15 protein-coding genes are annotated in these 22,695 nt (G+C 36.7%); all 15 read left to right on the top strand.

The window, feature by feature from the left end; translation table 11 throughout:
• Window positions 1-616 precede the first annotated feature (616 nt).
• The 15 genes from ACQCT5_RS06275 (at window position 617) to ACQCT5_RS06205 (ending at window position 22,678) form a co-directional block, all read left to right on the top strand.
• The gene (locus tag ACQCT5_RS06275; protein ID WP_499640561.1) at window positions 617-5,275 is read left to right on the top strand and encodes a cell wall-binding repeat-containing protein; all 4,659 of its coding nucleotides are present in this window, start codon (window positions 617-619) and stop codon (window positions 5,273-5,275) included.
• Between the two features lie 269 nt (window positions 5,276-5,544).
• Entirely contained in the window at window positions 5,545-6,981 is a 1,437-nt protein-coding gene (locus ACQCT5_RS06270) for a lipopolysaccharide biosynthesis protein (RefSeq protein ID WP_499640096.1), read from the top strand.
• Window positions 6,982-7,047: 66 nt separating this feature from the next.
• Complete coding sequence (locus tag ACQCT5_RS06265) at window positions 7,048-8,178, top strand: glycosyltransferase (RefSeq protein ID WP_499640094.1); 1,131 nt, start codon at window positions 7,048-7,050, stop codon at window positions 8,176-8,178.
• A gap of 11 nt (window positions 8,179-8,189) precedes the next feature.
• The gene (locus tag ACQCT5_RS06260) at window positions 8,190-9,110 is read left to right on the top strand and encodes a glycosyltransferase family A protein (protein WP_499640092.1); all 921 of its coding nucleotides are present in this window, start codon (window positions 8,190-8,192) and stop codon (window positions 9,108-9,110) included.
• A gap of 116 nt (window positions 9,111-9,226) precedes the next feature.
• Window positions 9,227-10,345: a glycosyltransferase gene (locus ACQCT5_RS06255; protein WP_499640090.1), complete on the top strand. Its 1,119-nt coding sequence runs from the start codon at window positions 9,227-9,229 to the stop codon at window positions 10,343-10,345.
• 174 nt (window positions 10,346-10,519) lie between these two features.
• Entirely contained in the window at window positions 10,520-11,812 is a 1,293-nt protein-coding gene (locus tag ACQCT5_RS06250; RefSeq protein ID WP_499640089.1) for a lipopolysaccharide biosynthesis protein, read from the top strand.
• A gap of 3 nt (window positions 11,813-11,815) precedes the next feature.
• A complete protein-coding gene (locus tag ACQCT5_RS06245) occupies window positions 11,816-13,189 on the top strand; it encodes a phenylacetate--CoA ligase family protein (RefSeq protein WP_499640087.1) in 1,374 nt (457 codons plus the stop codon).
• A 151-nt stretch (window positions 13,190-13,340) separates the two neighbouring features.
• Window positions 13,341-13,604 (top strand): hypothetical protein, encoded by a 264-nt coding sequence (locus tag ACQCT5_RS06240; RefSeq protein ID WP_499640086.1) that lies wholly within the window; start codon window positions 13,341-13,343, stop codon window positions 13,602-13,604.
• A complete protein-coding gene (locus ACQCT5_RS06235; RefSeq protein WP_499640084.1) occupies window positions 13,594-15,732 on the top strand; it encodes a hypothetical protein in 2,139 nt (712 codons plus the stop codon). The genes ACQCT5_RS06240 and ACQCT5_RS06235 overlap by 11 nt, the downstream gene beginning before the upstream one ends.
• 146 nt (window positions 15,733-15,878) lie before the next feature.
• A complete protein-coding gene (locus ACQCT5_RS06230; protein WP_499640082.1) occupies window positions 15,879-17,117 on the top strand; it encodes a hypothetical protein in 1,239 nt (412 codons plus the stop codon).
• A gap of 306 nt (window positions 17,118-17,423) precedes the next feature.
• The gene (locus tag ACQCT5_RS06225) at window positions 17,424-18,518 is read left to right on the top strand and encodes a glycosyltransferase family 4 protein (protein WP_499640080.1); all 1,095 of its coding nucleotides are present in this window, start codon (window positions 17,424-17,426) and stop codon (window positions 18,516-18,518) included.
• Window positions 18,519-18,616: 98 nt separating this feature from the next.
• A complete protein-coding gene (locus tag ACQCT5_RS06220) occupies window positions 18,617-19,453 on the top strand; it encodes a glycosyltransferase (protein WP_499640079.1) in 837 nt (278 codons plus the stop codon).
• A 14-nt stretch (window positions 19,454-19,467) separates the two neighbouring features.
• The gene (locus ACQCT5_RS06215) at window positions 19,468-20,466 is read left to right on the top strand and encodes an NAD-dependent epimerase (RefSeq protein ID WP_499640077.1); all 999 of its coding nucleotides are present in this window, start codon (window positions 19,468-19,470) and stop codon (window positions 20,464-20,466) included.
• A 19-nt stretch (window positions 20,467-20,485) separates the two neighbouring features.
• Entirely contained in the window at window positions 20,486-21,352 is an 867-nt protein-coding gene (gene galU, locus ACQCT5_RS06210; RefSeq protein ID WP_499640559.1) for a UTP--glucose-1-phosphate uridylyltransferase GalU, read from the top strand.
• A gap of 15 nt (window positions 21,353-21,367) precedes the next feature.
• The gene (locus ACQCT5_RS06205) at window positions 21,368-22,678 is read left to right on the top strand and encodes a UDP-glucose dehydrogenase family protein (protein ID WP_499640075.1); all 1,311 of its coding nucleotides are present in this window, start codon (window positions 21,368-21,370) and stop codon (window positions 22,676-22,678) included.
• Window positions 22,679-22,695: the final 17 nt, after the last annotated feature.

The following is a 22,695-nucleotide window of genomic DNA, read 5'->3' as shown; positions in this document are numbered from 1 at the left end:
CCAGCGGTTGATTGGAGTGTAAGACGAAGACTCCTACGGGAGAAGTGGCCAAAGTGAGACCCCGCAGGCGAAGCCGAGGAGGCTCACGGGTCACCCGCGGAAAGCGAAGTCTTGCACGGAAATCAATAGAGGTATTTAGAGCCGGTACCTATATTGTCCTTCTTTATTAGCAATTTTTAGTTTTGTCCCAGCCTCTTTTTTAAAATTAGTAATTAGTAAATATTACTATAATATTCTAATATTTTGAAATGCGTTTCGGACGTATTGATTTTATCTATAACAATTCTAAGAGGAAATAAGAGGAAATAAGAGGAAAACTTATAAAACACTGAATCTACGATATATGACAATTTCACTAAATTGGAAAATTATATATAAATTTGTTAATAATTCTGTAATATTGTTAAGAAAAATGTAAAAAAAAGTACCTATAATAGTTTGACTATTTAGTAAATTGGAACTAAACTAAAATAGTAAAATATTCAATTTATAGGGGAGGTTAGAAACAAATCACCTTGGTCATCTAGTCTACTAAATGAATACATAATGTTGTAGTTATTAGTACTAGAAAGCCAGCATTCTTTTTTACCATTTGATAGGGGGAGAAACATTGAACGTGAAGAAGATTTTAGCGTTACTCATGGTTGTTTTATTGGTATTTTCTAATGCTGCATTAGCGGCACCATCACCTGCCATTCCTACTCTTCCGCAGTCTGAGGCTAATGGATCGGAGCTTAATGCCCTGCCTGAAGGTGGGAAAATAGCTAAAGAAGATGCTCATATTGAGCAATATAAAGCTACTGACAAAGTCCGTGTAATCGTGGAAGTGGATGGCGATCCGGCAATTACCTATGCAACTAAAGAAGGTAAGAAATATAGTGAATTATCTGAATCCACTAAAGAGAATCTTCAAAATGAAATTCTTAAGACGCAGCAGACTGTAAAAGATAAGCTTAACTCTGCATCATTGAACATTAAGGTTGAGGAAAGCTTTACAACTGCTTTTAATGGTTTCAGTGGTGAAGTGGAATACCAGGAAATCACAGCAATGAAAAAGGTTCCTGGTGTTAAGGAAGTAACAATCGCTGTTGAATATCAGCGTCCAGAAGAACAAGAGCCAAATATGAAATACAGTAAGGAAATTATTGAAGCGCAATTAGCTTGGGAAAATTATGGCTATGACGGAGAAGGGATGATTGTCGGTATCATTGATACTGGTATTGATCCAGCTCATAAAGACTTTGTTTTGACAGATGATTCCAAGGCAGCTCTTTCGAAAGAATCAGTAGAAGCTGCAATTGCTGAAAATGGACTTCCGGGTAAATTCCATACAGCCAAAGTGCCTTACGGGTACAACTATATGGACAAAAACCAGGAAGTATTGGATCTAGGTCCGGGAGCTTCCCATCATGGTATGCACGTTGCAGGTACAGTTGCTGCAAACGGTGATGAAGAAAATGGTGGAATTAAAGGGGTTTCCCCGGAAGCGCAATTATTGGCGCTTAAAGTATTCGGTAATGACCCTAACATGGGATCAACTTGGGGAGATATCTACATTAAAGCAATCGACGATGCGATTATTTTAGGTGCAGATGTTATTAATATGAGCTTGGGATCAACGGCTTCTTTCGTTGATGAGAATAATCCTGAGCAACAAGCAATCGCAAGAGCGGTTGAAAATGGTGTATTAATGGCCATTTCCGCTGGTAACTCAGCTCACCTTGGTAATGGATGGTTGAATCCAAATGGATCAGCTAAAGCCCCATTTGCATCCAACCCTGATATTGGTGTTGTTGGTGCCCCGGGACTATCTTATGATTCACTACAAGTAGCTTCATTAGAAAATAATTTTATCGATCTTGATGCACTTTCCTATGAATTTGATGGTGAGGAGTCAGGTCTAGCACCGTTCCTATCAGCAAGTAAAGTACATCCAAATGATTTAGAGACTAAAACGTATGAAGTACTTCATGTTGGCGGCCAAGGAATTGGTGTGAAAGCTGATTTTGAAGGAATTGATTTTACAGGCAAATTTGCACTTGTTAAACGTGGGAATACATTTACTGACACTGCATTAAATGCTCAAAACGCTGGTGCGGCTGGTGTAATTGTGTATAACCATTCAACCGGTTATGTAAACATGCAAACTACAGATGAAATTAACATTCCACAGTTGTTCATGTTACAAGCCAATGGGGAGGCGTTAGCAGCTCAATTGGCAGAAGGCGTGGAAGTGAATATTACATTTACTGGAGAATTAACAACAGCTCCAAACCCAACTGCAGGTGAGATGTCTGACTTTACTTCATGGGGTCTAACGCCTAACCTGGATTTTAAACCGGAAATAACGGCTCCAGGTGGAAACATTTACTCCACTCTTCAAAATAATGAGTACGGTGTAAAAAGTGGAACATCAATGGCGGCACCACATGTCGCTGGTGGGGCAGCTATTGTTCTACAGCGTGTCAACGAAGATTTTGATGTTGAAGGAAAAGACCGTGTAAACCTGGCGAAAAATATTCTAATGAATACTAGTACGCCTGTTGTGGATAAAGGTCTTTACAATGATTATTTCCAAATTAACTCCTTCTACTCTCCACGTAGACAAGGTGCTGGACTAATGAAGCTGGATGCAGCTCTTAGCACTCCTGTTGTTGTAACGGAGGCTACTACAAATGAAGCAAAGGTTGCCTTGAAAGAAATTGAAGGTAACGTTGCAACATTTACTTTAAACGTTGAAAACCTATCAGACGCAGTTGTTACGTATAATGTAGATGGTACTGTACAAACTGATATGGCTTTAAATGGAAATAATTTGATTGAAGCTCAAGGGATTTTCAAAGATGGTACAATTTCTGCGGAAGCTCCTTATACTGGTGAATATCCAATTTCCTTCAGTGCAGATCAACTTACTGTTCCTGCTGGTGAAAGCGTAACTTTCGATGTGACAGTGGACTTAACTGATACAATTGATTGGATGTATAATGAACCATTAGAAGCAATCTTTGCAAATGGATACTTTGTGGAAGGATTTGTACAATTAACAGATGTTAATGACTCTAATCCAACAGTAACAGTACCATATGTAGGTTACAAAGGTGATTGGAGCAAGCCTCCGGTTATTGATGGTATGGTTTATGATAGCAAATCATTCTATGGCACTTCTGGAATGGTGGCAGACGCTGGTGATGATTACAACTATTTAGGATATAATCCGGCTGCTGACACATTTAACAATGCAACAATCGCTATCTCTCCAAATGGTGATGGTGTGAATGATGAGGCAATTCCTGTATTATCATTCTTGCGTAATGCTAAACTAGTTGAATACAAAGTTCTTGATAGTGAAGGAAATACACTACGTAAAATCAAATCTGAAAAAGATGTTAGAAAACATTACTATGATCGTGGGCTTGGAGCTTATTACACCTTAAATCCTGAAAATGGTTGGGATGGAAAAGTGAAGAACACAGTAGCAGCAGATGGCGAATATATCTTTGAAATCGCAACGACAGTCGATTTTGAAGGAAAAGCACCTCAATCTGTAAAAGTACCAGTAATCGTAGATACAGTTGCACCTGAAGTATCTGCAAGCGTTGATGGGTACACTGTGAACTTTGAGGCTACCGACGAACGTTCCGGTGTTTCTTACTTTGATATTTTGGTAGATGGTGAGTCGGTGCTGGAAACTCCTCTAGCAGCGGATGCTACATCTTACAAATTTGACAAAGCTGTTTCTGCTTCTAGTGAAGTCACTGTTATCGCTGTTGACTATGCTGGAAACTATTCTGAAGCTACAGTTGGAGCTGTGGATGGAGGCAATCCTGTCATTACAGTGAATACTCCAGAAACATTCAGTATCCATGACACTAGTGATGTTAAAGTGGCTGGTACTGTAACAGATGAAACAGAAATCAAAGAATTCACAGTTAATGGACAAGCAACAGAATTAGTATGGGATGAAGAGAACTCTGTTTACAACTTTGAAACAGTTGTTACCTTTGAAGATGGAGCTAATCCAATTGAAATAGTTGCAGTTGATGAAGCTGGAAACGAACATTCTTTAACAAATAGCCGTATGATCTTTGTTGATACAACTGCTCCTGAATTATCAGTGGATGTTCCAACAAGAGTTAGCGGTGAAACAGAGACTGTTGAGCTGACTACACATATCTCTGATAATGCTGAAGAGTTAAGATTCCTCATTGATGGAAGTGAAGAGTTCTACAATGAAATGGCTGGCTACAATATGGTACCATTCAGCACGGAAGTAACAACTGAGCTTACTCTTGAGCCAGGTGAAAACGTGTTTGAATTAAAGCTTGTGGACCTTGCAGGTAATACAACTACCGAAGAAATCGTGATCCATCGTACTGACGGCGGGGAAATATTCCGTCTTGAAGGCGAAAATCGTTATGAAACATCAGTAGCTATCAGCCAAGCAGGTTTTGAATCTTCTGATGTGGTAGTATTGGCTCGTGGGGATAACTTCGCGGATGCATTAGCTGGTGTACCATTGGCTGCCAAATATGATGCACCTGTATTATTGACACGCACTAACAAGTTGGAAGATGTAACGAAAGAAGAGATTGCCAGACTTGGAGCCACGAAAGTTTATATCCTAGGTGGATATGAAGCGATCGGGTCTGAAGTTGATGCTCAAGTTAAATCTATTGATAGTAAGATTGAGGTTGTGCGATTAGCTGGTGAATCACGTTATGATACAGCTGCTAAAATTGCACACGAAGTTGCTCCGGAAGGTTCTGATGCTGTTGTCGTTGTTAATGGCAAGAACTTCCCAGATGCTCTTTCTGTTGCATCATATGCTGGTGCTAACAACCTGCCTATCTTATTGACTGCTACAAATGAACTACCTGAGCGTACTAGCGATACCATCAGTGAGCTAGGCGCAACTGAAGCTCTAGTTATTGGTGGAGTGGAAGCAGTTTCTGAATCTGTGGAGAGTGATCTTCCAAATCCAGAGCGCATTGCTGGTAATACTCGCTATGAAACAAGCGTAGCAGTTGCAGAATACTTCGAGCCTAATGTAGAGCTTGGAATGTTCGTAGCAACGGGTAAACAATTTGCTGATGCATTATCAGGTGCTGCTTTAGCGGCTGCAGTGGATAGTGGAATCCTACTAGTAGGTAATGATTTGGATCCTTCCGTTGAAAACTACTTAGTCGATAACAATGTGGCTAACGTAGCTGTACTTGGTGGTAAATATGCGGTTAGTGATTCCATCTACAACAAACTTAAAGATTTATTACAATAATTCTAAGATTTAAATGTGAGAGGAGAGTAACGTAAAGTTACTCTCCTCTTTTTTTCGTTAAAAGCTTCATATCGCCATTCTGGATATTTGATTAAATTATGTTTGTCTTTTCATGAGTCAGCCCCAATTTTCTTGAACTGAAATTGAAAACAGAACCTACAAGGTAGATACTGCTTTATATCAAAGCAACTAGTTTAAGTAAATGATTGTTTTATGTATAATAGTATAGAATTAACTGATTTGTTCTTGGATTGGGAGGAAATTTAACAATGTCTTCTAGACATGCTTTTGCCTACTTTTTGTCCCATGGTGTCCCTGCAATAATAAGCTTTGCCAGTATTGCCATTTTTACTAGACTATTGTCTCCTGAAGAATATGGGATGTATGCATTAGTTTTTGCTATTGCTGGTATAGTTAATGCCGTTCTATTTGAATGGATTAAGCTAAGCTTGCTCCGTTACTATCTCCAATTAAAAAACGATTTGGGCTTTTTTGAAACCATTAAGATATCATTTATTGGACTAGTAATCACAACATTCATTATTGGTGCGGTCGTCATGTTGTTTTTTAAAAATACTGAATTTTCTCCTATTATAATAATGGTTACGTTGACACTCTCTTGGACACAGTCTTGGAACAGTGTTAATTTGAGTTTGATGCGTGCAAAGCTGTCACCGAAATCATATGGATGGTTAGCATTTAGCAGGACGACACTAGGACTTTTACTGGGGACTACTTTCATCTTTGCAGGCTTTGCAGAGATTGGGCTTCTTATCGGCTTGATCATGGGCACTTGGATCACACTTTTATACCCAACATTTAAATACTGGAAAATGACTGTGGAGCCAGACTATTTCCGTGTAGATTATGTAAAGAAGTTCTTAAAGTATGGAATGCCTTTAACCATCACTTTACTAATGGGGGTAGTCATTCATAATTCTGATAGGCTTATTATTAATTATTTACTAGATTCAGGTGCGACAGGGATTTATGCTGTAACCTATGACTTAACTGAGCAGACCATTTTTACTTTAATGATGATCATTAATCTTGCAGCGTTTCCTATTGCTATTAAAATAATGGAAGAGAAAGGCGAGAGTGCAGCATTCGAACAAGTCAAAAAGAATACTGGCCTTCTTTTTTTAATTGCTCTACCGGCTGTAACAGGGTTTATCCTTATTTCACCTAATATTGTTCATTTGTTCTTGGGGAAATCATTTCGTGGGGATGCAATGCTTTTAATTCCATACATAACAATCGGGGCATTTTTGAAAGGATTTAAACTATATTGCGTTGATATTATGTTTCATCTTAAACAGAAAACGGCCCTGCAGATCTTTCCGGTAGTTATTGCTGCCGTTATTAATGTTGTGTTAAATTTTACATTAATACCCGTTTATGGATTGGAAGGAGCGGCTATAGCTACAGTAGTAGCGTATGCTGTGGCTGTTATACTCAGTTGGATCATTGTGCACGTTCAATTTGATTCTTTGCCATTCCCTTTACTGAACTTTATAAAGATAGTGGCTTCTTCCTGTATCATGTGTATAGCGCTATGGCCATTACACGAAAGGACAGGAGCGGTTATATTGATTGTCCAGTTGATTGTGGGAGTATCAGCTTTTGGGATAGCGGGAGTTTTGTTTAACATTTTGGATGCCCGGAAAAGAGTATTGAAAATGAGTAGGAAAATCATAAAAAGATAAGAGGTTTCTTATAATGATTAATAGTGAAACTTGCTTTGAAAAGCTAGATAAGGAAAATGAATATAGATGAAACATATTGCCTTCTTTATACCGGTACTTACGATGGGTGGGGCAGAAAAGGTTATCATTTCTTTAGCAAATGGGTTTGCTGCAAAAGGATATAAAGTTGATCTGGTGCTGGTGAATAAAAAGGGATCTTTAATTTCGACCGTTTCTTCAAAAGTACATATTGTAGATTTAGCTGCCCCCAAAACCTTTCTAAGTATATGGAAATTACGTGAATATTTAATTCATAGTAAACCACATGTGTTTCTATCAGCTTTGGATAATGCTAATATTGTAGCAAGTTTAGCTGTGAGGCTGTCCAGGGAAGAAATATGTCATATAATAAGTTTTCATACTAATTTGAAGCTATCTTTAGTAAAACCGAGAAGCTTCATACATGGGTTTTATCCATTGATCATGCGGAGATTATTTCCAAGAGCTAAGGGCTTTGTGGCTGTCTCTCAGTGTGTTGCTAAGGAAACGGGGGAGTTCTTGAAGCTTCCAAGTGATATAATAGAAGTTATCTATAATCCAGTTATTGATGAAACTCTTAAAAGAAAAGCAATGGAACCAATTACTCACCCTTGGTTGGAAAATAAGGAATATAATACTATTGTGGCTGTTGGAAGGTTTTTTGAGGCAAAGGATTATCCCACACTATTATATGCATTTACGAAGGTTCAATCTGTCTTACCGAAGACGAGGTTAATAATCCTAGGTGATGGGAAATCCACTATCAAAGAGGAAATGATCAGTATTATCCAACAGGAAAAATTGGAAAAAGTAGTGGATATCCGGGGATATGAACAAAATCCTTATCCTTACATAAAAAAAGCCACCCTTTTTGTATTAACATCTAAATGGGAAGGTTTTGGGAATGTCTTAGTCGAAGCTTTGCATTTAGGTGTTCCAGCCATATCAACTAACTGTAAGTGTGGTCCTGAAGAAATACTAAAGGGTGGAGAGTTAGGCAGGTTAGTTGCCGTCGGGGATATCAATGCCTTGGCATCTGCAATAATTGATCAGTTTACACAATTATCTTCCCATGACCAGTCTATGATTGACCATCACCTAAAACAAATGGAAGCTGGATATGTTTTAGATAAATACGAAATGTTTTTTCTAAAAAGGTTAGAAGAAATGAAGGGATAGGGTGAAAGCAAATGTATCAGATGTCTGTAATCATCCCTACACACAATAGACCGAATCTTTTGCTCCTAGCCTTAAAAAGTATTAACGAGCAAACAGTAAAGCCAGACGAAGTTATTGTGGTTATTGATGGTGAAAATAAGAGAACGGAGCTTTTTTTAGAAAGCTTTCAAAGCCCTTACAAGATAATAACAGTGAAAATCGAAAAAAGCAGGGGTGCTTGCTATGCAAGAAACCTTGGAGCTACACGCGCTTCAGGGAATATTCTTATGTTTTTGGATGATGATGATAATTGGGAACCCGATAAAATTAAGGATCAGTTGATGGTTTTTACAGAAAACCCCGACGTTGGATTGGTGTATTCGGGGAAACTGGTTGTCTATAATACTAATAGGAACAAAGTGATCAGAAAGATTCCCGCTATAGCATCTGGTAACCTTTACCCCAAAATATTAGAAGACAATTATATAGGAACCACTTCGTCCGTCGCACTAAAAAAGAGTGTATTTGAAAAGGCGGGAGGCTTTGATGATAATCTTCCAGCCATGCAGGACTATGACCTATGGATAAGATGTTGTAGGATAACTAAAGTGGCACATGATAATAAATATAATGTCCGTTATACTATTTCTAAAAAAGCGAATACGCAAATCAGTGGTCGAAGTGAAAATCACCATAAGGCGTTAAAATATTTATTTGAAAAATATAATGAAATCTTGAAGGGAAATGAGAATCACCTAAAAAGGAGATTTATGTCTTCCCGCTTTTTACATTGTTCCAAAGCGGTTCATCGTACAAGTTACTTCTATTCATTGAAGTTTACTTGTAAAAGCTTCTACTATTACCCTAATGTAAAAGCGGTAGCCCTTCTCCTACCACCTTTTTTGTTGAAATATGTATCAGTACTACAGTCAACTAATCAGAATAAAACCTAGAGTGAATTTTTTATTTATAATAACGCAATCTATGCCTATTAAATAATATAAAGTAAAATGTAAAAGCATTTTCATACCTTCACGGAATTTCTGTGATGATATTTGAAGGGAGAACTATGATTAAGATAACCTATATTGTCTCCACTTTAAAAAGAAGTGGTCCAGTAAATCAACTATTTAACATAATTAAGAATTTAGATGAAACAAAATTTCAAGCTGAGGTTATTACGCTCTCTCCGGAACCGGAAGAAACCTTTATTGATAAATACTTGGCAAATGATATAAAAGTCCATCAACTGAAATTATCCAGAAACGAAAGTTTCAAGGCAGTGTCCAAAATCAAAGAGATTCTAGAAAGTAATAAAACAGATATTGTCCAGACACAGGGCATTAGGGCCGATGTCATTTCTGCGTTCTCTTTAAAAAAATATGTAAGAATCACTACTATCAGAAACTATCCGCATTATGACTATAAAATGACTTACGGGAGATTCATGGGGACAATCATGGCTAATGTCCAAATGAAAGTCTTAAAAGAGATAGATGAGCCAGTAGCTTGTTCCAAGAGTGTAGCGGAATACCTAAGAGGAAAAGGTTTGCAATTAACTGCAGTTCAAAATGGAGTAAACACCGAAGAATTTAGTCCTGTGGACAAGACCGTAAAGGATGAATTGAAGCAGCAACTTGGTTTACCTGCAAACAAGAAAATCATTATCTCTGTTGGGCATCTCAGCAGTAGAAAAGATCCGGAGTTGGTCATTAAGTCTTTTCTAAAAAGTAAAGCAGCCAAGGAAAGTATTTTACTCTTTGTGGGTGGTGGTCCATTAAGAGAAAGTTGCGAAAAATTGGCAGAGGGCCATGAGAATATCAAAATCATTGGTCGTGTTTCGAATGTAGACGATTATCTGAAAGCTTCTGATTGGTTTGTTTCTGCCTCTAAAGCAGAGGGCTTGCCTAACTCCGTACTGGAAGCGATGGCTGTCGGCTTGCCGACTTGTCTTTCTGATATCAATCCCCATAAAGAAATCCTTGAGTACGACGATCAAGCTGGTTTTCTCTTTGAAACAGGAAGTGAATCCGGACTCATTGGAAAGTTTGATCTTATCAGTGGGGTAGCCAACGAGGATGAAACCTATCGGAATGCTGCCATTGCAATCATCAATAACCATCTGAGTTCTACAGTCATGTCAAGAAACTATCAAAAAATCTATTCTGAAGTGATTAATAAGAAATAGCGAAAAGAATGCCAGGGTCCCTTTGTATAGCAAGGGGACTTTTACGATATGTAAAGATGTAAGGAAACATTTTTTTACTTCATTGTTTCGTTTTTATTTATTTTTATGAAATAATGGTTACTTGTACTATAATAAGCAAGATGAATATTCCTATAATTTTAGAAGGTGCTAAATGTGTTAAAAGGAAAATTGAAAAAAGGTTCTTTTGCTAAAAATGTAGCAGTGCTAATGTCCGGTACCGCCATTTCTCAAGGGTTATTAGTAGCGGCTGCCCCGATACTGAGTAGATTATATGATCCGGAAGCTTTCGGGATTTTTACATTATTTTCTTCTATAGTGATTGTATTATCTGTTATAGCGACTTGGAGATATGAATTGGCAATTGTGCTGCCTAAAGAGGAAGAGGATGCAGCAAATGTATTATGGATTTCTAATATATGTGTTCTCTTAACTACTTTTATCAGTATCATACTTATTCTATTGTTCGGTGATATGTTTTCTCGGGCGATGGACTCCCCAGAATTAAAACCTTGGCTATGGTGGTTGCCAATTAGTATATTTGCTTCCGGAATTTTTCAAAGTTTAAATTACTGGTATACTAGAAAGCAACACTTTGGAAGAGTTGCTTCTTCAAAAGCGCTTCGGTCAGTAGGAACATTAGGTGTCCAAATTCCAATGGGGCTTCTTAGCGCAACTCCATTAGGATTAGTCATTGGATATGTAGTGGGACATATAGTGTCTTTTATCACGTTGCTTATGCATTTTATAAAGAATTACAAAGTTTCGGTAAAAGAAAGTATAAGTGTCGAAAAAAGTAAGAAAGTTGCAGCAGAATACAAAGACTTTCCGAAGTATAGTGCACCACAAGCATTTATTAATTCTTTATCACAAAATATACCTGCATTCCTACTAGCATACTATTTCGGGCCGGAAGTGGTAGGACTATATTCTTTATCACACCGCCTTTTAAATATGCCTATAACTTTAATAGCCCAGTCTGTAAAACAAGTTTTCCTTCAAAGAGCTTCTACTGCATTTAATAATGGAGAAAATGTGTATCGATTATTGGTAAAAGCTACGCTGGGACTTCTTGCTCTTGGAGTTATACCATCAATCATCATTATTATTTGGGGTAAACCTTTATTCGGTTTTGCACTAGGGAGTAACTGGTATGAAGCGGGAGGATATGCGCAATGGATGATTTTGTGGTTGTTTATTGGTTTTGTCAACTCGCCATCTTTTGTTGTGATACAAGTATACGGCTATCAAAAGTATCTAATGTATTATGAAATTTTACTTTTTGCCGCTAGAACTTTAACTATTGTAATTGGAGGTTTATATTATACTGCTTTAACAAGTATTGCGTTATATAGTATAGCGGGAGCAATTTTCAATCTTGTCCTTATACTTGGGGCCATTTACTTAGTTAAGAATCGTCAAAACAATAGGGTTGAAGGAGGAGTGTAGTTTATGGGCTGGAGAAATGGATTATGGAAAACAAACTTAAATGTAACGAGCGATACACTAACATTTATCAACGAGTTGGAAGACCTGCAATGGAAGAGCCAAGCTGAAATAAAAGCAGTGCAAGAGAAAAAACTAATAAAATTGGTAAAACATTGCTTTGATAATGTTCCGTATTATAAAGAGAAATTATTGGATAGTGGGGTTGCCAATGAAAATGGTGAAATTTTTATTGAAAATTTCTCTAATCTCCCTATCTTAACAAAAGAAGATATTAAGAAAAACTTTGATCAGATGAAATCATCCGATTTAGATAAAAGAAAATGGTATAAAAATTCTTCAGGAGGCTCTACTGGTCAGCCTGTTCAATTAATTCAAGACCGTTATTATAAAGATTATAATCGAGCAAATAAAATGATTTTTGATAAATGGGCCGGATATGAAGTAGGGGACAGAAAAGCTTTGCTTTGGGGATCAGAGAGAGATTTATTTCATGGTAAAGAATCTGCTAAAGTAAGGTTGATAAATTTTGTCAGAAATGAGATCTGGTTAAATTCATTTAAAATGACATCCGAGGATATGTTAAATTACGTCGATAGAATTAATGAATATAAACCCAGCCTTATTACCTCCTATGTAAGTAGTATTTATGAATTGGCCCGTTTAGTTGAAAAAGAGGATTTGAAAGTGCACTCACCAAAAGCCATTATGACATCCGCTGGGAATTTATATCCACATATGCGCGAAACGGTAGAACGTGCTTTTAAGACACAGGTTTTTAACCGTTATGGTTCCAGAGAGGTTGCCGATATGGCATGTGACTGCGAGAAACACGAAGGCTTACATGTTTCCTTAGGTACCCACCATGTTGAACTTGTTAAAGCGGATGGTTCAGTTGCAAGTCCGGGAGAAACTGGTGAAGTGATTGTCACCTCTCTAACCAACTTTGCCATGCCTTTGTTAAGATATAAGATTGGTGACTTAGCTGTTTGGTCTGACAAGCAATGCAGTTGTGGGAGAGGATTACCGCTCTTTAAAGAAATAACAGGCCGAACTACAGATGTATTTGTTAGGGAAGACGGGGGAATAGTGGACCCGACGTATTTTATCCATATAGTGGGAGTGGTGCTTTTCGATGAATGGATAAAAAAATTCCAAGTAATTCAAGAGGAAAAAAGCTTGGTGAAAATACTGATAGTACTTAAAGACAATACAGAAGACCCGATGACTAAATATAAAACAAGCCTCGATCAAATGATTGAGAAAATCCAATTGGTAATGGGTAATCAGTGCCGGGTGAAAATTGAATTTACAGATGATATTCCGCCAGCACCTTCGGGAAAATATAGATATACAATTTCTAAGGTGAAAAGCTATTAAAGTATTATTTTTCAAAGAGGGCTGATAACCCCATATGGTTTTCAGCCTTTTCCATATAAAGTATTTATTAGAGATGTTGTATTTTTACTCAATAAAATTTATGATGAACAGGAAGTCTCGAAAAGTAATTACCTTCTCTGGAGGAAAAAACATGCTAAAAAACATATCACCGGCAATAGATGGATTTAAAAAGAACATACATAATTTTAAAGAAAATAAAGAAATAACGGTTTCAAGAGTAACGGCTACTACACTTTGTATAATAATTGTTGGAACCCTTCTATGTTTAATACTCATGCCAATGACCACAGAAAGTTTCAAGTCGCCCAAACCTGTTGATCAATTAATTCAAGTTGATGTAAATAATTACTGGCAAACTAATTATTCAGGGGTTGTAAAGAAAAATGCAGATTAAAATTTCTAGTAAACAGCTTTATTTAATCATCCTCCTATTGGTTGTTTTGAGTTCATTTACATTCTATATGCTTCAACCTGAAATTGAGGCAAGAGAAATTGAACAGGAGATTGCGAAAGGCAGCCCGGAAAGTAAGCAGCGTTTATTTGACCTATTGGAGAGTAAAAGGATTAATAAAGAAGAGAAAATTCAGCTGATTGAGACCTTCATGATTCAAAAGAGCTATTCAGAATTTAATGAAGTTTTCCTTACCCCGCCAAACATTAATGCTCCAGTTAAGAAAGAAGTAGACTTTATTAGCTTGGAGGAAAAATATCCTTATTTATTGTATTATTTGAAAAACGCTGACGTAGATGGCGGTTATGTGGTTAAGGTGGCCAAGATATTAAATGCGGAAGGCTGGAAAAAGAATAATACAGAAGAGGTTCAGTCTCAGTTGATGGACGCCTATGAAAGATATCAGGGAGACCCAACAAACGGTGCGGGTCTTTCGCAAGTGATCATACAACAGCAAATCACGGATGGAAAGATGAAAGAAGCTCTAAGTTTTATTGAAACTTTATTGGCAAAACCTTATGGAATCAATTATTATTTGAGTTTATCAAAGACCAAAGTGGAATTAAATGCCAGAATGAATCAACAAAGCGAAGCATTAGACACACTGGATGATATAGATAGCTATTTGGAAGATAACGAAATTAAGGCAGACGATTCCTTTTTACAGAGTCTTTCTGGTCTAAAGGAAATGATGAACCTTAAACAGGAACCTGGCTCTGTTTCTGGATCGATAAAGTTTAATGAGGAAATACTTCATGATGTGGGTGTATACCTTGTGAAGCATCCTGATAGTTCAATGGGGTTCACTCAAGCATTAAAATATAGAACGATGACAGACGAAAATGGTGAATTTGAATTTGAAGATATACTACCTGGAAAATATAAATTGGTAGTCGGTGTGGATCACACCCAACTTAATGATGAAAGCTTCCAATCCCAGATAAACTATCCAGTTGAGATAAAAGGGGATGGAGAGGACAATGAAATTGATGTGGAATTACACCCCCTCATAACATTGACCACCCCTATCAATTATGAAGAAGTAACTGGGGAAGAGTTAAAATTAAGATGGGAAGAAGTTCCTGGGGCCTATTCCTATGCAATCAGTTTTGGGTTGGAGGGTTCAGGCACAAGCACCCTTGTATTTTCTGACGTCAGAAAAAATGAATTGGAAATAAGCAAAGACGAAATGCGCCTGAAACGGCTTGGTGTTAAAAAGAACAACGCGGCCAACATCGAAAAAGCCCTACTTGGTTTCTCCAATCCTTCTTCCATTTTTTATTGGTATGTAACTGCATATGACAGGGAAGGAAATTTATTGGCAAGAAGCAATGGGTATCAAAAAGATGCAAAAGCGGGCCTCCCTTACTTCCAAATCTCTCACAATGACTTGAGTGCAGCAGATGAAGTCCTTTTAGAAGGAGATATCAGTGGGGCTTTAGATAGATATCGAGAGAATATCGATAAGAACCCAGAAGATGTTCATTCATTGAATATGGTGCGCTCCTTGAATATTTACGAAGAAACTTATGATAGAAAAGTCCAATTGGTCAAGCAAAAACCATATTTAATTCAATTGGCGGAATTATCCCCGAATATTGAAGTGGTCAGTGATTTAATGGAGTATTATTATTACACTAAATCCTGGGATGATGTAGAGCGGATATATAGGGAGTACTTGTCATTAGATCAATATGATCTTTTTGTGGAACTTCTTTATATTAAAAGTCAATATAGTCAGGGGAACTACGAAAAGGCGAGAGAAATGGTTGACGGCCTTTATGTAAAAGAATTTCAAAGTGATTTAGTGGTTGCTCACATAGCTTTAGCCGAATGGATGATTGGTGAAAAGACCAACGCTGCTGAATATGCTGCCATTTATTCAAACTCCAGATTGGATTGGGAAGCGAAAATCAACCAACTTGACTTCATGGATGATAAAGAAATCATGGGAGAACTTTATGATCTTTATACAAGTGGAAAAACAACACAAATAGAGAAAAAGCTAGAAGAGGTCCCAGATAGTCATATCAATGATTTTTGGAGATCGATTCTGACATATGCAAAATAATTTTGAAGATGAACAGAATCTTTAGGATAGAAAGGACATGCGTACATACGTAAAGTCCTTTTTATTTGTAAAATGTATCAACCAATAGATGGGTATGATAAAATTATATAGGTTTTAACTAACTTAGAAAAAATCTGGAGGCTATTATGTGGTTTATAGTTTGTGTACTATTGATTCTCTTATTTCCAATACTAACAATTTCTAATATGCCTTTCATTTTGTTTTTACCGTTCGGCATAATTTTTTATATGTATCACAATAGAGAAAAAGTTTTTCCTTTATCAGTGAATAGTTTGAAAAACACTTTTCCAAAAGAGTACCTCGTTGCCCTTATCATTAGTGCAGTATACTTTATAGGACATGGGCTTTTTCTTGCAGTCATAAAAGGTTCACTTTCACTGAAGGATGTATCATACTTTGTTTTTCCTATCATGTATTTAATGTTGATTCCTATTTTTTCTAAAATTAAATATACGCACGAATTATTGAAGATTTATTTTTATGTCAATGTAATTTTAGTTATATTGGTAAAAGCTTTTCCTCCTTTTGCCCATATAATTAAAGTATATTATGATTTGTACGCAAAAGGTAATATTGCAAGTCCATCAACCGCGATTACCGCCATTTTGGCAAGACCTTCGGGTTTACTGGTTCATGCCGGATTATACGGCTTTCTTATTTACTTCATCGGGAAGTACCTTTCCATCAAGGAACCAAAATATAAATACCTTTACCTTCTATTAACTCTTGTTGTTGCCGGAATATCCGGCGGTCGGGCTGCCCTTTTAACAATTATCATCCTGGAAGGTGGAAGTTTCATCTTAAAAGGTAATAACTGGAAGTCTATTGTTAAAAGACTTTCGTTGATAAGCCTTTCCACTATATTATTATTTGTAGCTTTATTTTTCCTTAATCCATTCTTTAACTGGTGGATTTCTACCACTTTTCAAGACTTGGTTGCAGGTGGAAGCCAATTCAGGAGTCATTCAATTGGACACCGCATGAAAATGTATACCTGGTTCTTGGAGGGGCTTAATCCGATAAATGGACTATTTGGCGGAAGAATCACTTTAGAGTCCTTGGAGGCCCTTAACATTAGGTACATAGACAGTGAGCTGGTAATGAGAATCATGCAATTCGGTGTGATTGGATATGTGATGTTTGCCACTCCATTTATTGTTTTTTACTACAGAGCAAGGAAATATCTCTTTGAAAAACCTGAAGTGCGAGGTTTTGCTGTTTTCTCCCTACTATTTTTGTTTTTGGGATCTATCACAACAACAATCATGACAAAGATGGTATTCGTGTTATTTGCTTCGATGATTATTTCTGTATTTGAGAATGAAATAAAAAGAAGTGGGTATAGAGAATATAAAGAAAAATAAAATGCATCAATAATTGTCGTGAAATATCGAGGGGAGAATGTTGACGTCAAAATTTGTAACAAGAATGTAAAGTGATTGAAACCATATTGGAAGGGCTTTTTTACATGCAGCTAGTCCTTTCAATCGGTGTAAAATGTTGATATACCAATACTTGCTTTACTAAAAAAAGTTGTAAATATGCACAATAGAAGTACACACTTTGTTAAATTATTATAGTAGACGTCTTTTCAGGACCTGTGTTATGATTATTTTGCTTAACAAAAGTGAAATGCATAAATGTTGATTGTCAGCAAAAGAGGTGTGTAAATGACTATTGTAAATTACATTATCGTGTTTGTAGTAGGATTCTTAGTAAGTTTATTGCTGACACCAGCAGTTATCAAACTTGCCAAGAAAATTGGTGTGGTAGATAAACCGAATGCAAGAAAAGTCCATACAGTAAGCAAGCCACGTTTAGGCGGTTTGTCGATTTATGGTGGATTTATCTTCGCTATATTATACTCAACAATTTTTGTTGGTGTTACATTACCCATGAGCATCATCCTTGGTGCTACTATTATTGTTATAACTGGATTTTTAGACGATAAATTTGAGTTATCACCAATTATAAAATTATTGGGTCAACTTGTGGCTGCACTGGTTGTGCTATTAAACGGAATTCAAATCAAGGTAATTACGATCCCTTTCATTTCAGGGGATATACAAATCAGCTGGATTGTTGCTTTTGTCGTGTCACTCGTATGGATCATCGGGATTACAAATGCAGTGAATTTAATTGATGGCCTGGATGGATTGGCTTCCGGCGTCTCAATCATTGCTTTTTCTGCTATTTTTACAATGGCCCTGATCATCGGCAATACGATGGTAGCATTATTAGCATTGGCTGTTATGGGAAGCACATTGGCATTCCTATTCTTTAACTTTCACCCCTCAAAAATATTTATGGGTGACACTGGTTCACTGCTTTTAGGATATTTGTTAGCGGTTGGTTCTTTGATTGGATTGAAGCAGGTAACTTTTGTTACACTCATCATTCCAATTATCATTTTGGGTGTACCAATAACAGATACATTAATTGCCATAATCAGGAGGAAACTAAATAATCAAGCTATTATGTCTCCGGATAAGAATCATTTGCATCATCGCTTGTTAGCAGTAGGATTCACTCATAGAAAAGCTGTATTATTTATTTATGGTATAGCAATATATTTTGCAATATCTGCAATTTCATTCTATAAAGCGAACCTGCTAGGTGCTGCCATTATATTCTTAGGCTTGTTGATAGTTATTCAATTGTTAATAGAAAAGTTATCTTTGATAAATAATAACTATAGACCTTTATTAACCTTTATCCGAAAAATTAAAGTATTTGTGGGGTCCATACCTCAAAGAAGAATTTAATAGTTAATACAGGGCGGATAGATACATTCTAAACGCCTTTTTTTTGGAAAAATCTCTAGCTGTTATAGTAGCAGTTTTTATTAGCTTGGAGGATTAGAATGGAAAAGCCATTAGTGACTTTTATGATTTCTACTTTTAATTGTGATACAACAATTGATGAAGCTTTTGAAAGTATTGCAAATCAAACATATAAGCATTTTAAAGTTAAGATAATCGACGATAATTCAAAAGATCTAACCTTGGAAAAGGTTAAAAAATGGTGTGAGCTAGATGATCGCTTTGAACTTATAAATGTACATTCAGTTAATACAGGATTGACTTCTTCTTTAAATGAAATTCTCGACTCAGTGGATACTCCTTTTGTAGCGAGGATGGACGCTGATGATATATGTATGCCGGAAAGATTAGAAAAACAAATGAAATATCTTGCTGATAATCCAGATGTGAGTGTTCTTGGTACATGGGCCAAAGATATAGATGAAAACGGTAATTTCATCAAAGAGAGAAGAGTACCGACTGATCATCAAAACATCAGAAAGGTTATTGTTAAAGCTAGTCCAATGATTCATCCTTCTGTTATCATGAAGACGGACCATCTTAAAACGCTTAAAGGGTATAATACAAACTATAGAGTAGCCCAGGATATAGACCTTTGGTTCCGTTTCATTGGAAGAGGCTATAAAATGGCAAATCTTCCTGAGTATCTGATGTTATATCGAGTTATCACAAATCATGCGAAAAAACGTGGGTTAAAACATAGATGGTTGGATGCGAAAATACGCTGGAGAGGTACTAGGGAAATAAAAAGTAATCCTCTTGATAGATTGATGGCTGTGTCCATTCCGATATTATTGGGTATTTTGCCATCTTTTATTACAAGTTTATTGATGAAATACAGTAAATATATTGATCCAAGACAGAAAACAAAAATTTAGATTGAGGTGTAAGAATGAAGATTTTAGTTACAGGAGCTGCGGGATTTGTTGGATACCATTTGACACAGAGACTTCTTGCAGAAGGAATAGAAGTAATTGGTATGGATAATGTCAATGATTATTACGACGTTCAATTAAAAGAAGATAGATTGAATTTACTTGAAAACGACAAGTTCACTTTTTATAAATTGGATCTAGCTAATAAAGAAGATGTATTTGATGTTTTTGGAAAGCATTCCATCCATACTGTAATCAATTTGGCAGCACAGGCAGGGGTTAGATACAGCCTAGAAAACCCGCATGCTTATATTGACTCCAATATCAACGGTTTCCTTAATATCCTTGAAGCGTGCAGACATCATGATATCAAGCATCTTATATATGCTTCTTCTAGTTCTGTATATGGAGCGAATACGAAGATGCCTTTCTCTGTAGAAGATAAGGTTGACTACCCGGTAAGCTTATATGCAGCAACTAAGAAATCCAATGAATTGATGGCTCATACTTACAGTCATTTATATGGAATCCCAGTGACTGGCCTAAGATTCTTTACCGTCTATGGTCCTTGGGGACGTCCGGATATGGCTTATTTTTCATTCACGAAAAATATCTTAGAAGGAAAAACTATCAAGGTATTCAATGATGGGAAAATGAAACGGGACTTCACCTACATCGATGATATTGTCGAAGGGATTGTCCGTTTAACAAATAATATCCCTGAAGAAGAGACAGTCGCAAAATTGGACAACGGATATAACAGCAAAGCAAAATACAGAGTGTTCAATATTGGAAATAACCAACCTGAAAACTTGATGGATTTCATCCACATCCTTGAAAATCATTTAGGCAAGAAAGCAAATATTGAGTATCTCCCAATGCAACCAGGGGATGTCGAAGCAACATATGCAGACATACAAGACCTGACAGATGCAGTAGGATTTAAACCTTCCACCAGTCTCAACGAAGGATTAGGAAAGTTTGTTAGTTGGTACAAAGAATATTATAAAAACTAATATGAAATCAGGTGTAAATATGAAAGTGAGAAAAGCGATTATTCCAGCTGCAGGTTTAGGTACCCGATTTTTACCTGCAACAAAAGCACAACCTAAAGAAATGCTTCCTATTGTGGATAAACCCACTATCCAATATATTGTTGAAGAAGCAGTAGCATCAGGTATCGAGGATATTATCATTGTAAGTGGTCGTGGAAAAAGAGCGATTGAAGATCATTTCGATAAATCTTACGAGTTGGAAGAAACTCTTTATAAAAAAGATAAAATGGAAATGCTCAAGGAAGTACAAGAAATATCATCCCTGGCAAATATTCATTATATTCGCCAAAAAGAGCCAAAAGGATTAGGGCATGCTATTTCAGTTGCAAGCAGATTTATCGGGAATGAGCCATTCGCTGTTCTTCTTGGGGATGATATCGTTAAATCTGAAGTGCCTTGTCTCAAACAACTTATAGATGTATATGATAAATACGAGTCATCTGTCGTTGGGGTGCAAACTGTACCTGACGAGGAAGTATCTAAGTATGGGATCATCTCGCCTGCAAAGGAAAAGAGTTTAGATGTGTATGATATCCATTCTTTAGTAGAAAAGCCGAAAAAAGAGGATGCACCTTCCAATTTGGCAATAATGGGTAGGTATGTATTGACTCCAGATATTTTTGATATTCTTGAAAACCAAGAACCAGGCTCTGGTGGCGAGATACAGCTTACAGACGCGATTAACAAATTGAATACCCTGAATGCAGTATTAGCTTATGATTTTAAAGGCAGAAGATATGATGTAGGGGATAAGTTTGGATTTATTCAGGCGCAAATCGAATTTGCCCTTGAAAGATCGGACTTGCAAGAAGAAGTAAGAAACTATTTGAAAAAAATCATGAATTAGTTGTTGGAGGGTAATATGAACATCTCAGTTGTAGGTACAGGTTATGTTGGATTGGTAACTGGAGTTTGTCTTTCTGACATCGGACATAAAGTAGTATGTGTGGACATTGATCAAAATAAAGTGGACAAGATGAGCAAAGGTATTTCTCCTATATATGAACCAGGTTTGGATGAATTGATGGTTAAAAATATTAACGAAGGCAGACTTTCTTTCACCGTCAGTCATGAGGAAGGCTTTTCTAATGCAGATGTAATCTTTATTGCAGTTGGGACCCCTCAAGACGAATCAGGTGCTGCCGATTTGAAATACATTGAGCAAGCCGCAATGGATATTGCGACACAGTTAAAGAGAGATGCCATCGTTGTAGTAAAGAGTACTGTGCCAGTAGGTACGAATGAAATCGTCAAAGGTATCTTAAATGAAAACAAAAATGCAGATGTACAGATTGATGTAGCATCAAATCCGGAATTCTTACGAGAAGGCTCTGCCGTTTATGATACATTTAATGCTGATCGAATTGTCATCGGCTCAGAAAAAGACGGTGTTGCAATTAAATTGGAAGAACTGTATAAGCCATTGAATTGCCCTGTTTTCCATACTAACATAAGAAGTGCAGAGATGATTAAGTACGCTTCTAACGTATTTTTAGCTACGAAAATTAGCTTTATCAATGAAGTGGCTAACCTTTGCGATCTTTTGGGAGCGGATATAGAGTCAGTTTCCAAAGCAATGGGTATGGACGATAGAATAGGGAATAAATTCCTCAATGCAGGCATTGGCTATGGTGGCTCTTGTTTCCCTAAGGATGTTAGTGCCCTGAATCATATGGCCAATACAGTTGAATATGATGCAAAAATAATTAAAGCCATCACTTCGGTTAATAATAAGCAAAAGCTGTTACTTGTTGAAAAAATGAAAAAAGTTTTTGATTCCATTTCGGGAGTCAAGGTTGCATTGCTTGGTCTGGCTTTTAAACCTAACACGGATGATATGCGTGAAGCACCGTCAATCTATATTGCACAAGAGCTAGTGAAACTAGGGGCTGAAATTACTGCATATGATCCAATTGCTATAGAGAATGCAAAAAAAGTATTACCATCCGAGGTCAAATACGTGGATTCAGCTGAAAAAGCTCTTGCTGATGCAGATGTAGCATTAATTGTTACAGAATGGGATGAAGTGAAATCCTTATCAATTGATGCTTTCAAGGATAATATGAAGACAGCGATTGTCATCGATGGACGAAATTGCTTTGATTCAGATGTAATGTCTAAAGAGAAAATTGAATATTATTCCATCGGTAGACCAAAAGTAAAAGCAAACTAATCATTAGTTTGCTTTTG

The organism is Sutcliffiella halmapala (assembly GCF_050107295.1).
In the GTDB taxonomy this organism is placed as follows: Bacteria; Bacillota; Bacilli; order Bacillales; family Bacillaceae_I; genus Sutcliffiella_A; species Sutcliffiella_A halmapala_A.
This window is presented reverse-complemented; position numbering and strand designations above follow the sequence as displayed.

What these genes read in the sequence shown, in the direction of transcription:
- ACQCT5_RS06215 (WP_499640077.1), top strand. Translation starts at nt 19,468, where the DNA reads ATGAAGATTTTAGTTACAGGAGCTGCGGGATTTGTTGGATACCATTTG.
- ACQCT5_RS06260 (WP_499640092.1), top strand. Translation starts at nt 8,190, where the DNA reads ATGTATCAGATGTCTGTAATCATCCCTACACACAATAGACCGAATCTT.
- ACQCT5_RS06245 (WP_499640087.1), top strand. Translation starts at nt 11,816, where the DNA reads ATGGGCTGGAGAAATGGATTATGGAAAACAAACTTAAATGTAACGAGC.
- ACQCT5_RS06235 (WP_499640084.1), top strand. Translation starts at nt 13,594, where the DNA reads ATGCAGATTAAAATTTCTAGTAAACAGCTTTATTTAATCATCCTCCTA.
- ACQCT5_RS06205 (WP_499640075.1), top strand. Translation starts at nt 21,368, where the DNA reads ATGAACATCTCAGTTGTAGGTACAGGTTATGTTGGATTGGTAACTGGA.
- ACQCT5_RS06220 (WP_499640079.1), top strand. Translation starts at nt 18,617, where the DNA reads ATGGAAAAGCCATTAGTGACTTTTATGATTTCTACTTTTAATTGTGAT.
- ACQCT5_RS06240 (WP_499640086.1), top strand. Translation starts at nt 13,341, where the DNA reads ATGCTAAAAAACATATCACCGGCAATAGATGGATTTAAAAAGAACATA.
- galU (WP_499640559.1), top strand. Translation starts at nt 20,486, where the DNA reads ATGAAAGTGAGAAAAGCGATTATTCCAGCTGCAGGTTTAGGTACCCGA.
- ACQCT5_RS06255 (WP_499640090.1), top strand. Translation starts at nt 9,227, where the DNA reads ATGATTAAGATAACCTATATTGTCTCCACTTTAAAAAGAAGTGGTCCA.
- ACQCT5_RS06225 (WP_499640080.1), top strand. Translation starts at nt 17,424, where the DNA reads ATGACTATTGTAAATTACATTATCGTGTTTGTAGTAGGATTCTTAGTA.
- ACQCT5_RS06230 (WP_499640082.1), top strand. Translation starts at nt 15,879, where the DNA reads ATGTGGTTTATAGTTTGTGTACTATTGATTCTCTTATTTCCAATACTA.
- ACQCT5_RS06270 (WP_499640096.1), top strand. Translation starts at nt 5,545, where the DNA reads ATGTCTTCTAGACATGCTTTTGCCTACTTTTTGTCCCATGGTGTCCCT.
- ACQCT5_RS06265 (WP_499640094.1), top strand. Translation starts at nt 7,048, where the DNA reads ATGAAACATATTGCCTTCTTTATACCGGTACTTACGATGGGTGGGGCA.